Here is a 15,179-nt window from a genome sequence, read left to right as displayed (position 1 = left end):
TCGCCGAAACTTTAACCGTAACATGATGCCATGTCATGGTGTTATGCGGTATTAATCCACCTTTCGGTGGGCTATCCCCCAATAGAAGGTAGGTTGCATACGCGTTACGCACCCGTGCGCCACTAACCCAGGGACCGAAGCCCCTGAGTCCGTTCGACTTGCATGTATTAGGCCTGCCGCTAGCGTTCATCCTGAGCCAGGATCAAACTCTCCATTGTAATAGTTACTTCAGGCAGTATCGCTACTGCCAATATGTTCGTCCGACCCCGGCTTCCCTAAAATTTCTCACTCCCTCATAAGAGGAAGGAATTGACGCAGCTGATTTCTCAATCACCCGCGCGGATTACCTTAAATTTCTGTCTCAATCAATCTCTCAAAGAACGTAGTGAAAAGAACATCTTTCTTTTCCTTGTGGCAGTAACAACTGCCGGTGTTTTTTCTCTCTTTTCCGCAAGGCCTGTTGCCTTGTTTTGAGGAAGCGGATGCAAAGGTAAGAATATTTTCTGAATCCGCAATGAAAAGAAGAAAATTTTATTTTCTGTCTCTTTTTCTTTTCATCACTCCCGGCTTCCTTCTGAAGCGGGTTGCAAAGGTACGAAACTCTTCTCTTTCCGCAATGCCCGGAGAGAAGTTTTTTCTTTCTTTCTCCCGACCTTCTTTAGTTCGTAGAGCCTGTGTTAGCAGCCCTCTCACTGACCGCCTCCTGCTGAAACGGGATGCAAAGGTAAGAAGCTTTTCCCGCTTTGCAAGCAGTGAGGGAAAGTTTCTCTCTCAGGCTCCACTGCTCTTGTGCAAATCCGATACGATAGTTGGACGCAAAGTTTTCTGCACCAAGAAAGTTTTCTGCACCAAGATGGTAAGCCCTCAAGATCAATCGGATTTATTTTACCTTCACAAGATGGTAAGCCCTCAAGATCAATCGGATTTATTTTACCTTCACGAGATGTATAACACATCTCCTAATGGGCGGAGTTCCCTAGGAGAAGAGTTTTTGGGTACTGTTTTCGGTAAAAGAAGACGAAACTGAAGTTTATCTGTGGATGTTCCCGCGTCGATCTACTTCTATATGTATCGCCTTCATCTCAAAGCCGACGCAGGGTATTGATATCTAAAGTTCTCAAGGAGGCTTATTTTTTATAGAAATGTATCTTCCTACAGTGTTTGCGCACTGAGGAAGATACATGAGTTTTTCACAGAAGTCCCGGTGTGGGAGAATCCTGGAGATTTAGACTTTCTGTTGCTATGTAACTCCTTACGCTTAATGCAAATTGTTGCAAAACTTCTGAAAGTTTCAATCTTGTTTCTGCAGTGCAAATATTATGTTAAATATTGTTTCATCAACTATTCAATAGCTTGATGCTTGCTTAGCATTTTTGGCTCCAGATGTAGGGACTTATGAATTTATGACTGAATCATAAATAGGGTGTTCCGCTGGAGTCAAATAAACAATGTTGTTGCTTTCTATAAAGAGGTTGTCCTGGTGAGGCTTTTGTGCGTCATTTCTTTTTATATTATAAGTGACTCTGGGTGAATTGGGAGCACTGATGATGACTGAAATGCGATGTGGAGGGTTATTACAAAGTATATGTCTCTGCTTTACAGTTATTGTTTTCTCTTTGCTGGAGAACATTTATAGAAGATATTAAGAGCGTTTATTTAATTTGCGTGTTCATTGCCCCTTAAAATAGAAATCAAGCCCTTTCGATGAACTTAGTCAATCGTTTAAAAATTAGGAATAAATTATTACTACTACTATCCCTGCTGCTGCTTCCTCTTATTTACTTTGTTACTATCACAGTTCAGCGTGAACTGGAGGAGAATAACAAATTGAAGCAGGAAATGGTCCAACTAACGGAATCTGAAAAAATTTCTAATCTTATACATGCATTCCAGAAGGAGCGGGCGCGTATTCTGGCAGCTTCAGGAGGGGAATCTACTTTTTTACTTGAAGCAAAAGCACAAAGAGCCGCAACAGATGCAGCAGTAAGAAACCTGAACGATTTTCTGGAAGACTCCGGCCGTTCGTTTCCTGAACTGGCATTGCTGAACGACCTTAACAGGTATCGTAATGACCTGGATAGAGACGAACTGGATGTTATGGAGTTCAGGAGGTATTCAACTGATTTAATCTTTACTTTCCTGGACCGATTGGATGCCAATGCAACAGGTATCAGTGATGTGGAGATAGGAAGGCAATTAATAAGTTTCAGAAACCTGGCAGAGGCGAAAATACAGTTAGGCAGAATCAGAAGTCTGTTGATGCGGGTTATTCAGAACGGCATTTTTTCTTATAATGATTATGCGCTGGTTAAATCTCAAATCAGTTTTTACAACAGCGCTCTGAGAAATTTTAACCGCTATGCTAATAGCGCGTCATTAAATGAGGTCCAGGGTATCCGCTCATCTGATAATTATGAACAGATAGCTGCCATCCTGCAGGCAATAGAAAACAATCCGTCGCTTGATGTGTCAGGTTTCGAAACAACCACGACTTTCAATGTATTCACGCAAAGCATTGAAGAATATAGGAGAGCGGAGGGGGTATTGATAAACAGGATCGTGGAACAGGTAAGTGCAGAGAGCAGCCAGAAGCAGCAATACCTGACATTCCTGATCATGGTTGTGCTTTTGCTTTTAGGTATGGCGGTTGTGCTTTGTATCTACATTATCAATACCATCTCTAAATCGCTCGCTACCTTAAAAATAGCTGCCGACCGGATAAAGCTGGGTGCTACTGATGTGGTGATTAATGTTGACAGCGATGATGAAATTGGCAGTGTGGCAGCGTCTTTCAGAGGTGTGCTGGAAAAGAACATTGCGCTGTCGCGGGTAGCGCAGGCTATCGGGAATGGCAGATACGATGTAGAAGTAGCTGTACAGAGTAAGGAGGATGTGCTGAGTTATGCTATCAAAGACATGAAGGAAAGCCTTCAGGTCTTTACCTCTGAAAACTCAAACAGGAGTTGGGTTCTGACGGGGGTATCAGAACTGAACAACCTGCTTGGCGGAGAAACAGCGTTGAATAGCATAGCTGACAAAGCCATTTCCTTTTTGTGTGATTATTCCGGTTCTGAGGCAGGGATCCTGTACTTACACAACAACAGCGGCAAACTGGAGCCTGCAGCCAGTTACGGCATACAGTACAGCAGAGATCAACTTCCATCTTTTGAGGTAGGTACAGGCAAAGTAGGGCAGGTGGTAAGCGAAAGAAAAGTGAAAGTGCTGGAGGATGTGCCGGAGGAGTACATGAAGATTAAAACAGGACTTTCTGATATTGAACCGGCTTCCATCATTATCATACCGCTTTATTTTTCATCCAGTCTGGTGGGAGCCTTGGAGCTTTGCGCCCGCCAGCCATACAGTGCGCTGCAGCAGAAGTTCTTTAATGCCGTTTCTGAAAGAATCTCTGTGGTAGTGCATACGCTAAAAGTACACCTTCAAACGCAGGAGCTACTCTACGAAACACAGAACCAGGCCGAGGAACTGGAAACACAGCAGGAAGAACTGCGCCAGCTGAATGCGGAGCTAAAGGCATCGGAAGAAGAACTGCGCGTGAACCAGGAGGAGCTACAGGAGAAGAACTCGGAACTGGAAGAAAAGGCGCAGTTGCTGGAAGAGCAGTACGAAGCCCTCAATACTAAAAACAAGGCATTGGAAGGCGCGCGGGAAGCCATTGAGCTGAAGATACAACAGGTGGAAACCGTGAGTAAGTATAAGAGCGACTTTCTTGCAAACATGTCGCATGAGCTGCGCACGCCTCTGAACAGCATCCTGATCCTTTCCAGGCTGCTGGCCGATAACGTGGAGAACACTTTATCAACAAAGCAGATTGACCATGCCAGCATCATCCATAAGTCGGGCAACGACCTGCTGAAACTCATCAATGAGATTCTGGATCTATCGAAGATAGAGTCAGGTATGATCAGGCTGGAGACGGATGAGATAAAGCTGGAGGAGATATCGCTGGAGCCTTTGTTCGGAGAAATGGCTGCCAGAAAGAAAGTCCGCTTCAGCGAGCACTTTACCCCAGGCAGCTTCGACACCATTGTGACGGACCATTTCCGCTTAGAGCAAATCCTGAAGAACTTTATCGGGAATGCTATAAAATTCACAGGAGAGGGAGGCGAGGTAGAGCTTTCCATTTATCCGGTCCATAAGAAACCGGCGTTTAAGTCAGAGCAGCTCCGGGAGCAAGCAGATATTATTGCTTTTTCTGTGCGAGACACGGGTATTGGTATATCCAAAGAGAAGCAGGAGGTAATTTTTGAGGCATTCCAGCAGGAGGATACCTCCACTACCCGCAAGTATGGGGGCACCGGGCTTGGGCTCACCATCAGCAAAGAACTGGCAACGCTCTTAGGTGGTGAGCTAATGCTGGAAAGCGAGCCGGGCAAGGGAAGCACCTTTACACTGTACCTGCCAAGGGCACCATTTGCAGAGGCACGAAGAACAGAGCCGGCGAAGGAGACAGCAGCCCCTTCTGTAACAAAATCAGAATCGGTGCGGCATATTTTCAATAAGATAGAGCCAAAGGATAAAAGGGCTGTCAATGTGCTGATAGTGGAAGACGACAAAGGGTTCAGCGACATACTGGCTGATTTCGCCGCTGCCAAGAACTTTAAAATTTACCAGGCCTATACCGGAGAAGAGGGGCTTCGGCTGGCCAGGGAAGAGAAGCCCGATGCTATCCTGCTTGATATCCACCTGCCGGATACCACCGGCTGGGAGGTGCTGAAGCAGATAAGGGAAGATAAGGACTTGCGCCATACCAGCGTGCACGTGATGTCGGCTTACGACCAAGAGGTGATTGGAGAGGCTGCAGATAAAGAAGAGTATCTGCCCAAGCCGGTAACACTTGAAATGCTGAACAACGCATTTAACACTATCTCCGAATTATCAGACGCCTCCATCGAGAACATCCTGATTGTGGAGGATAATGAGGTTGAGAACAAGGCGGTGGCGGAGCTGCTGCTGGCGCATGGCCTTAAGTCAACATCCGCATACTCTGCCGAGGAGGCGGAGCGTATACTGGCCAGGCAGAAAGTGGATTGCATTATCCTAGACCTGAACCTGCCGGGCATGAAAGGGTATGAGTGGATGAAAAACCTCAGGTCTCAGAAAGGCCTTGCGGCTATTCCGATTATCATCTATTCGGGAAAGGACCTGACCGAGGAGGAAGAGAATGCGCTGAAAGAGTTTGCCAACACTATTATTATCAAAAATGAATACTCTTATTTGCGCCTGCTCGATGAGGTGCAGTTGTTCCTGCACAAGGTAAACCAGAAGCTTCCGACGGGGAATGAGTTTAAAATGAAGCTTCACGTGCCGGAAGAGATTTTACTAGGTAAGAAAGTGCTGGTGGCAGATGACGATGTTCGTAACATTTATTCCTTAAGTAGCTTGCTTGAACTGCATGGTATGGAGGTGATAGCTGCATACAATGGTAAAGAGGCGCTTCAGAAGCTGGAAACGGAAAAGGGAATCCATATCGTGCTAATGGATGTGATGATGCCGGAAATGGACGGCATTGAGGCAACAAAACGAATCCGGGAAAATCTACGTTTTAAGCAACTTCCTATTATTGCCCTTACGGCCAAAGCTATGAAAGAAGATAAAGAGAAGTGTATGGAAGCAGGTGCCTCAGACTATGTGCCTAAACCAGTAGACACAGACAAGTTGTTAACCTTAATGCGGGTTTGGCTTTATGAAGTTTAGTGATGATGCTCATTTTGAGCAGGATGTTGAGGCGCTGATCAAAGAGCTGCACACCCAGTACGGGTATGACTTTAATGGCTATGCGCGGGCATCGGTTTACAGGAGGATTAAGCGGTTTTTGACGCACAGGCAACTGAGTTCTTTAGAAGATCTGCGGAAAGCACTGATGGGCGACAGTTATTTCTTTGAGAATTTCCTGCAGGAAATTACCGTGAATGTGACGGAGATGTTCCGCGATCCTTCTTTCTTTCTGTCGCTGCGCAATAATGTGCTGCCTATCCTTTCCACTTACCCTTTTATTAAAATATGGGACGCCGGTTGCTCCACTGGCGAAGAGCTTTTCTCGCTGGCTATACTTTTACAGGAGGCAGACCTGTTGGGCAGAACAAAGATTTATGCCACAGACATAAACCAGAAAGTGCTGAAGCAGGCGAAAGAAGGCATTTTTTCAGCTGCTAACATGGCGGGCTATACGGCCGGTTATTATGCTTCAGGAGGTACTCAGGAGTTTTCACGCTATTATAACAGCAACTACGGCAGTGTAATATTCGATTCGTCCCTGATAAAGAATGTGGTGTTCTACCCGCATAACCTGGCGAGTGATACTTCTTTTAATGAGTTTCACCTGATTTTATGCCGAAATGTGCTCATCTACTTTAACCGGGAGCTCCAGGAGCGGGTTTTCAAGCTATTTGATGAAAGCCTGGTGAGCCTGGGTTACCTGGCCCTTGGGAAGAAAGAAACCTTGTCTATGTCGCAAATCAGCAGCAGCTATAATCCCGCAGATAAGGTGAACAGGATATACCGCAAAACAGGCTGATGGAAACATCAACAAAGTTGATAGTAATGGGAGGCTCCTGGGGAGGGATTCATGCCTCGCTGTCTATATTAAAGGATCTGCCGGCAACGTATCCCATCCCTATCATACTGGTGCTGCACAGGCTGCGCACCGTAGAGGGGAACCTGCAGGAGCTGTTTGTGAAGCGACTGGCTTTGAAGGCTGTGGAGATAGAGGAGAAGGAAAAGCTGGCGCCGGGACATATTTACCTGGCACCATCCAACTATCATGTGCTGCTGGAGAAAGACTTTACTTTTTCATTAGATGTTTCAGAGTTAGAGAATTATTCACGGCCTTCCATCGATGTGACCTTCACGAGTGCTGCGGATGTTTTTGGTAAAAATACTATCGGAATTCTCTTGAGTGGGGCCAGTAAAGATGGAAGTTCAGGATTAAGTTATATCTTTGGTAAAGGAGGCATGGCCATCGTACAGGATCCTGAAGAGGCTGAAGTAAACACCATGCCTTTATCGGCTATAGATATTATCCCTGACTGCAGGATAATGAAATTAGAGCGTATTCAATCATTTTTACTCTCTTTACATGACCACTGACCCATATACTCAACCAGCTGCCTTAGCTTCCGGGATACACCCGGTAAAAATTCTTTTGGTTGATGACAAGACTGAAAACCTGGTCAGCCTTGAAAGCTTACTTACAAAGGAAGATGAAAATATCACTTACCTTTTTGCCAGTTCCGGGGAGGAGGCTTTAAAAATTGCCTTACAGGAAGAGCTTGCCCTGATTTTGCTGGATGTGCAGATGCCTGGCATGAACGGTTACGAGGTAGCACGCTACCTCCGGGACATCTCCAAAACCAGGAACATCCCCATCATTTTTGTTACCGCTATAGACGAGCAGGATGCACACGTAATAGAGGGCTTCGAAGCCGGAGCTGTGGATTTCCTGTTTAAACCCCTTCACCCTTACATCACCAAGGCAAAAGTATCTACGTTTGTTCGGTTTTACCTGCAGAAGAAAGAGCTTGAGAAGGTGAACAAGCTAACAGCTGAAATAAACCAGCAACTGGAGGAACGGGTGAAAGAGCGCACCAGGGAACTCACCATGGTAAATAAAGACCTGGATAATTTTGTATATACTGCGTCGCATGATCTGAAAGCGCCTATCAACAACATTGAGGGACTGATGACAGCGCTGCACGAAACCTTACAGGACAAGGGGCCTCATCCGGAGGGGGTGGCGCCCATCATGGAAATGATGCACAGTTCTATCAGCCGCTTTAAGAACATACTGCTGGATTTAACAGAAGTAGCGAAAGTGCAATATGAGGCTGCAGCAGAAAAAGATAAGGTTAGTTTTAAAGAGTTACTGGAAGAAGTAAAACTCAACATCAAAGACATGATGGAGGAACACGATGCGGTGATAACGGATGATTTCTCGCAGGCACCGGAGATTTCTTTTTCCAGAAAGAACCTGCGGAGTATCCTCTATAACTTGGTCTCCAATTCCATTAAATACAGTTCCCCCGACAGAAAGCCTGAAATAATGGTGACTACAACTGCCGTAAATGATTTTACGCTTCTTACCGTACGGGATAACGGCCTTGGCCTGAGAAAGCAGGACCAGCAAAAAGTATTTGGTATGTTTAAGCGGCTGCATACGCACGTGGAGGGTACAGGCGTGGGGCTGGCAATCGTGAAGAGAATCGTTGAAAACTGCGGCGGGAAAATCGAATTTGACAGTGAGGTAGGGAAGGGATCAGTTTTTAATGTCTACCTTAAGTAAGACCCGCTAAACCATTCCTGCACATGCATCCGCCTATGCTTTAAAGTTATTGCAACAGCGCCACCACACTTCCAACTCTTTGGAGGCAGTACAATTTTTGCTTTTCAAGCAAGTTTCTGGTAAAAGGTTATACCAGGGGGCGTTTCTCCTTCTGTATAACACAGTATGCGTTATATACCCGTATAAGTGCTTACGCCTGTCTGAAATAAGTACTACGCGCTATCCCTAGAAACACTTATTTTAAATAGTTATACCAAAATAATCTATTTTTTTTTTTTTTGATTTTCGTACAATTGCTTAAATAGTAGACTTACCAGTGATTAGGATGGAAAACCAAGGCTCTCAGGAAGCAGTAATGCAAAGGTTGGGGATCAGCCTGAGTAAAGGGCAGTCAGCAGAACTCTACCATAAGTTGTGTAATTTTTTAGTAGCCAAAGATACGTATGCTTACATCGATTTGCTCAGAATCAAGAACGAGCTCCTAGTAAGTGGTGTAAGCCATCGGAAGTGTGATTATATGACCATGGGAATTCTTTTGGAGAAACTTGAAAGTGAATATCCTTTGATTATAAGTGCTGTTACTTACGTGGTAAAATACAAGTCGTAAAAAATACACCAGTCAGAACGCCTGTTTTTGGTGTTTGCAGCCACTGTTGAGAGACAGATGCAGACCTGATGGGTTTTGTTAAAAAATGGGTCTAATGAAATACAACTATATAGAGAATCAAGAACAATACGAGGAAGTTACACTTCGGGTAGAGCAGTTTAAAGACGCTGAACCAGGCACAAATGAGGCAAAAGAACTAAAAGTGCTGGTGAAAATGCTCGTTAATTTTGAAAAGAAACAGGTTCAGGATCATAATAAAATAAAGAGATAACTTCTAACCATTCTTTATTGGCAACAACATTGTATTTGTTGAAACTACAAATACCAGTGCCTATCCTGCCCGTAGTTTGTGGGCATGTGCTTACTGAGCATAAAAGGAGAGAAGACAACCCAGCGGTAAACTTAAGCCTATACCCCCTATAAAAAGAGAACCCCTGGCTCATAAAGCCAGGGGTTCTCTTTTTATAGTATGCTTAGCTAATGAACAGCTATTGCATTGTACTGATAGGGGCTGGTATGGCTTCCCATCCGACTATCGCTGCACCACTAGCTTCACAGTCTGCACTTTGTCGCTGGTAGTCAGCCGGGCCAGGTAGAGCCCTGCGCCCATTCCTTCTACTGAAATCTCCTGCTCATACTGTATGCCAGCCTCGGCTGCCCCAGCGGCTATGCGCTTTACGAGCGCCCCCTTCATGTCGTAAAGCGCCAGCGCGTAATCACCCGGATGCTCCAGCGAGAAACTCACTATGGCTCTGTCAGAAACGGCTGTAGGGTATACCTCTAACTCCTGAGCTACACCCACTATACTGGCGGGGAAGAAAGGTTTTCCAGCTATTCTGTTAACTCTAGGCTTATGGATAGTAATGTTGCCCCTGCCTATTACCGTGCAGGCTTCGGCGTTGTCGTCGAGGCTGGCTGATGGGCAGCCGGCCTGGTTGTCGTAGACAACAGCACCCTGGGAGCCGTCTTCGTTGATGACATAGATTTGGAGGCGGAACCTGTCTTGTCCTGCCCCTGCCCCGAAATCACCGTCGGTGGCTGCCACTAAAAAGCCAAACTCGCGCTCATCCTTGACAGGACGACCCGCACTTTTCCTGTAGGTGACGGTGCCGCGCCCGCTGTAGTAGGCCCTGTTAGCTGTGACAACCAGCGACCCGGTATTATAGGAAGTGCTTCTGAAGGTGAAGGAGCCGGCCTGCAGCAGGAGCATGGTAGAGCCCTGTACCTCTTCTTTATTTCTCTGGCTGTACCTGGCCAGCAGACTCCAGAGGGCCCTTCTGCTCTCCTGCATAAACTCGTAGTCAGGGTTGGCGGGGGAGTCTATCCTGCCGCCACCGGTTACAAATCCTGCATCAGGGTTGTAGACGTGAACATACATGTCAGACGTACTGGAGGGGCAGTCTGTTCCGCCGCCATAGGTGACGCTCACCTTGAACATATCGGGCTCTGAGGGCCAGTCAACAGAAATAGAGCCTGTGCCCTGGCCGGTAAAATTGGTATAAAGCATTCCTTCACTATCCGTGATGCGCCAGTCAAAAGTGCTGGCTCTGGATACAGAAAGAGCGTAGACGGAGCCCGCGGTGCCAGCGGAAGCCGTGGGGGCGCCTGCGATAGAAGCCTCTGTTAATTCCGGGCAAGGGATCTCTTGGCTGTACTTGGCGGTCAGGATGCCCATGAAGTCTCCCTCTTTACCAAATCTAAAGCCTTCACCGGTAACAATTACGTTTCCAGCTGCATCAAGGGCTATATCATTTCCGCTAGTATATCTTTGGTTTCCAGAAATTTCAGTATACCAGAGCCGTTCCCCATCTATGGCCGCATACTTCGCAGTACTGAAAGCGCTTTCCCCGCCAGGTCTTACATTTACCCCAGTGACATAGACACCGCCAATATTATCGACGGTGACAGCTGTGCCTGCGCTCGATTGGTGACTGAACCTATGATAGTCGGTGGCCCAGCTATATGCTCCATCAGAAGCCTCGTAGCGTATGGTGGTGCCTCCACTGGAGCCTGTAACGTATACGCCGCCCCTGGTATCCACGGCGAGGGCAAGGCCATATTCATTTCTGAAGCTTTCTGATCCGTAGCGGCTGAACCACATTTCTTCGCCGTCGGAGGCGTTGTAGCGTAGGGTCGCATAGTCACCGCCGCTGTAGCCAGTTACAAAAACGCCACCCTGATTATCAACAACGATAGCATTTCCTGCACTTCTGTCGTCTCCTGCTTCGTAGCGGCTGGCCCATATTTCTTCGCCGTCGGAGGCATTATAGCGTAGTGTGGCAATGTCTCCACCACCTCTACCTGTAACGTATACACTTCCTGCGCTGTCAACGGCTATGGCTCTGGCTTCGTGGTTGAGGTTTATTGGCCTGTAGCGGCTCACCCAGCTTTCCTCGCCGGTGGCAGCATCATAGCGGACGGTGGCATATTCCTGGTGTGTGTCCAGGAGATGACTGTAGCCTGTGACGTAGACACCACCTGCATTGTCTACGGCGATGGCATTGGCCCAGTCTTCATAACCTGCATCCCCGTTGTAACGGCTGACCCAGGTCTCTTCGCCGTCAGAGGCCTCGTAGCGTAGCGTGATATAGTCGTAATGCGTTTCTTCTGTGTAGCGGATGCCCGTGACATATACTCCGCCATCATGATCGACAGCGATGTCCGAGGCTTCAATGAAGCCCTCAGAAACGTTGTATTCATTTACCCATAGCGCTTCACCTTCCGGGGAGTATTTTATCGTCACAATACCAAGACTGAATGCTCCTAAACGCGCGGAGCTGAGAGTGCCGGTGACATAACTGTTTCCGGCAGCATCCACAGCCACAGCCACGCCAACATCATTGGTCCCGCCGACCTCAGCATCATAGCGCTGTATCCAATCCGTGGTGGGCTCTTCCTGGGCGAGTGCCGGTAAAAGAATGAACAATAGAATTAACTGAAGCCCTGAAAGTAGTATGCTTTTCTTCATAGCTTTTAAAATTTTAGAATTGATCTGCTCAAAAATTGAGTTACATTCTCCTGTCGGAGCGGCAGGCTAAAGTGGGACCGAGTGGGTAGTCAGGGTGAAAGGATGACTGAAATGCTACTGGAGAGCCTATATAGATCTACGTAGCTTAAGTGATGATAACTATATAATTTATTAGTAAAATAACACCTTCTGCTTCTTCAAGTGGTTGCTAGTTAGTGATTTGTGTGTTCAAAGCATTTCAAGGTACATATTTGATAGTCCTTTCCTTATAAATTATGGTTTCAAAGGAAAGAGTAGCTAAAACGGCTGGTGGCGTCAACAAAACAAAGGGGCCTGGCGCGTTTTACGTGCCAAGCCCCTTTGTTTTCCAAATTATACTTTCTGCAAAAACAGCTGAAGCTAATCACCAGGATAAAGCGAATAATTATCGCTGCACAATCAGTTTCACAGTCTGCACTTTTGTGCCGGTGGTGAGGCGAGCCAGGTAGAGTCCTGCACCCATTCCTTCTACCGAAATCTCCTGTTCATATTGTCTGCCAGCCTCGGCTGCCCCAGCGGCTATGCGCTTTACGAGTGCGCCCTTCATGTCATAAAGCTCCAGAGTGTAATTGCCGTCATGCTCAAGTGAGAAACTCACCATGGCTCTGTCAGAAACGGCTGTAGGGTATACCTCTAGCTCCTGTTTGTCCAGAGACATTCCGGCAGATAGAGATTGCTTTTTGGTGATACGATTTGTGTTCTTTTTGTGTATGGTGATGTTCCCCCCGCCTATTACCGTGCAAGCTTCGGCGTTGTCGTCGAGGCTGGCTGAGGGGCAGCCGGCCTGGTTGTCGTAAACAACAGCACCCTGGGAGCCGTCTTCGTTGATGACATAGATTTGGAGGCGGAACCTGTCTTGTCCTGCCCCTGCCCCGAAATCACCGTCGGTGGCTGCCACTAAAAAGCCAAACTCACGCTCATCGTTGACAGGGCGGCCCCGACCCTCCCTGTAGGTGACGGTGCCAAGCCCTCTAACAAAGGCGGAATTATCAGTTATGACCAGTGTGCCAGCCTCATAAGACGTGCTCCTAAAGGTGAAGGAGCCAGCCTGCAGCAGGAGCCTGGTAGAGCCCTGCACCTCTTTTTCATTTCTCTGGCTGTACCTGGCCACCAGACTCAAATGAGCCCTTCTGCTCTCCTGCATAAACTCGTAGTCGGGGTTGGCGGGAGACTCATACCAGCCTCCTCCGGTTACAAAGCCCGCCTCGGGGTCGAAAACGTGCACGTATAGAACGGAGGTAGTAGAGGGGCAGCCGCTGCCTGCACGGTAGGTGAGGCTTATTTTGAACAGGTCAGGTCTGGAGGGCCAGTCAACGGAAATGGAATTCGTGCCCTGGCCTGTGAAGTCAGTATACATGTTGCCGTCGCTGTCTGTGATGTTCCAGGTAAAGGAGGTAGCGCCAGTGCCGGAGAGGGAGTAAACAGAACCACTAGTGCCAGCCGCTGCGGTGGTACTACCTGTAATGGCGGCCTCAGCCAATTTCGGGCACTGGCTGTACTTGATGGTAACAAAGTCACCATTACTTATACCCGTGACGTAGACGCTGCCCGCATTATCAACAGCGATGTCTCTGCCCCAGGCAGAACTGTTGTCGGTCCCGGTGTAACTCTCAACCCAAACCTGCTCTCCCGTAGTGGCGTCATACCGGATGGTGGCGATGAGGTGAGCGGGATCTTTAACGCCGGAGCCGGTTCCGGTGACGTAGACGCCACCGGTGTTATCAACCGCAATGGCTGTGGCACTATAACCGCCGAAGGGGTGTCCGTAGCGCTGAACCCAGTCTTGATCTCCTGTGGAAGCATCATACCGGATGGTGGCGTATTCATATTCAAGGTAGGGGCCTATGCTGCGGCCTGTCACGTAGACGCCGCCAGCGTCATCAACCGCAATGTCTGTGGCTCTGTCTTCGTTGCCGGTCCCATCATAGTGTTGGGACCAGGTCTGCTCTCCGGTTGCGGCGGCGTAACGGGTAGTGAAGAAATTGTCATCTCCGGTACCGCTACCGTAGCTGAAGTCATTGCTGTAGCCTGTAACGTAAACACCCCCAGCCTTGTCTACTGCAATGGCTGAGGCCTCACTATGGAAGCCTCCCTGATACTGCTGCACCCAGGTCTGCTCTCCCGTTGCGGCGTCGTAGCGAACAGTGGCGGCTACGGCAACGGGCCTTGCGCCGTAGCTAGAACCGGTAACGTATACGCCACCCATGTTGTCAACCGCGATAGCGGTGGCATAATCATTTCCGAGTTCGTTTCCGTATCGCTGCACCCAGGTCTGCTGCCCCGTTGCGGCATCATATCGGATAGTAGCGTATTGGTAGTCGAGGTATATGTCGTCCAGGCTGCGGCCGGTGACGTAGACGCCGCCAGCGTCATCAACGGTGATGGCTGTGGCTTCGTCTGCACGTCCGGTTCCATCATAGTGCTGAACCCATGTTTGCTTACCTGTTGTAGCGTCATACCGGATGGTAAGGTAGTCGCCATTGCTGTAGCCGGTAACGAAAACTCCACCGTCACTATCGAGGGCAATATCAACAATGGTGAAGTTGCCTTCAGGTTGAACAGCCCATAGTTGCTGCCCCGATGGGCTATATTTGATGGTTGTACTCCTCACAGGTTCTTCTGCCTGGCTCACACCTGCCACATAACTGTTACCCTCAGCATCCACAGCGATGGACAACGGTGAGTCTTCATCATCGGCAGACGCCTTATAATGCTGCGCCCATTCCAGCGTCGGTTGCTGGGCAAATGTTGGTAAATAGAATAAAAATAGAAATAATAGAGTCACTGCATGCTGTACATTTCTCTTCATAGCTTTAAGGTTTATGGTGTAAATATTAATTCATAATGGCAGTATCTCCTGCCTTCTCATGAGGCTAAAGAGGTGTCATCAAAATATAGGTGGGTGCAAGTTGATTGTTGATAGGCTGTTAAAGCGACTTATATAGTTTACGTAGATTATTTAAGGATTGTATAAGGCTTTACTAAGAATAGGAGCGGCTTTATCCCTTTATTAAGTTAGCATACTATATGTTTGCTTAGCGAACAGGCAGGAAGTAGAACAGAAGCAGTTAGTCTGAAGCTTATCGGATGACGAAATTTAAAAGCCCGGCAGTTGTTGTTGCTTTTTAAGCAGTTGAAAAGTATGGGAAGAATCAGAAGAGCAGGAGACGTTTTATTTCACTGTCTAATATAAATTTCTATTTTCTTGAAGCGAGGCCTTATATGTGCTCCAGGTAGCGTCCATAAACTGGATAGCAGTTAATAGG

7 protein-coding genes and 1 rRNA gene are annotated in these 15,179 nt (G+C 47.6%); 5 read left to right on the top strand and 3 right to left on the bottom strand.

Features of this window, described 5'->3' with window-relative positions:
- A 16S ribosomal RNA gene (locus DXT99_RS19070) occupies positions 1 to 218 on the bottom strand; the annotation flags it as partial.
- A gap of 1,486 nt (positions 219 to 1,704) precedes the next feature.
- Here DXT99_RS19070 and DXT99_RS19060 point away from each other — a divergent pair.
- The 5 genes from DXT99_RS19060 (at position 1,705) to DXT99_RS27100 (ending at position 9,177) form a co-directional block, all read left to right on the top strand.
- The gene (locus tag DXT99_RS19060; protein ID WP_115567179.1) at positions 1,705 to 5,715 is read left to right on the top strand and encodes a response regulator; all 4,011 of its coding nucleotides are present in this window, start codon (positions 1,705 to 1,707) and stop codon (positions 5,713 to 5,715) included.
- Positions 5,705 to 6,535 (top strand): CheR family methyltransferase, encoded by an 831-nt coding sequence (locus DXT99_RS19055; protein WP_115567178.1) that lies wholly within the window; start codon positions 5,705 to 5,707, stop codon positions 6,533 to 6,535. Before DXT99_RS19060 ends, DXT99_RS19055 begins: the two co-directional genes overlap by 11 nt.
- Positions 6,535 to 7,107 (top strand): chemotaxis protein CheB, encoded by a 573-nt coding sequence (locus tag DXT99_RS19050; RefSeq protein WP_115567177.1) that lies wholly within the window; start codon positions 6,535 to 6,537, stop codon positions 7,105 to 7,107. The genes DXT99_RS19055 and DXT99_RS19050 overlap by 1 nt, the downstream gene beginning before the upstream one ends.
- Positions 7,097 to 8,299: a sensor histidine kinase gene (locus DXT99_RS19045; protein ID WP_115567176.1), complete on the top strand. Its 1,203-nt coding sequence runs from the start codon at positions 7,097 to 7,099 to the stop codon at positions 8,297 to 8,299. Before DXT99_RS19050 ends, DXT99_RS19045 begins: the two co-directional genes overlap by 11 nt.
- Before the next feature lie 701 nt (positions 8,300 to 9,000).
- Positions 9,001 to 9,177 carry a hypothetical protein gene (locus DXT99_RS27100; RefSeq protein WP_181885177.1) on the top strand — a complete coding sequence of 59 codons (177 nt, stop codon included), beginning with the start codon at positions 9,001 to 9,003 and terminating at the stop codon, positions 9,175 to 9,177.
- 261 nt (positions 9,178 to 9,438) lie between these two features.
- On the opposite strand, the gene DXT99_RS19030 is transcribed toward DXT99_RS27100, so the two are convergent.
- Both DXT99_RS19030 and DXT99_RS19025 read right to left on the bottom strand, forming a co-directional pair.
- On the bottom strand, positions 9,439 to 11,874 hold the full coding sequence (locus tag DXT99_RS19030; RefSeq protein ID WP_115567173.1) for an SBBP repeat-containing protein: 2,436 nt from the start codon (positions 11,872 to 11,874) through the stop codon (positions 9,439 to 9,441).
- Between the two features lie 424 nt (positions 11,875 to 12,298).
- Positions 12,299 to 14,722: an SBBP repeat-containing protein gene (locus DXT99_RS19025; protein WP_115567172.1), complete on the bottom strand. Its 2,424-nt coding sequence runs from the start codon at positions 14,720 to 14,722 to the stop codon at positions 12,299 to 12,301.
- Positions 14,723 to 15,179 lie beyond the last annotated feature (457 nt).

It is taken from the genome of Pontibacter diazotrophicus (assembly GCF_003367245.1).
Taxonomy (GTDB): domain Bacteria; phylum Bacteroidota; class Bacteroidia; order Cytophagales; family Hymenobacteraceae; genus Pontibacter; species Pontibacter diazotrophicus.
The sequence above is the reverse complement of the archived record's forward strand: the minus strand, read 5'-3'. Positions and strand labels throughout refer to the sequence as shown.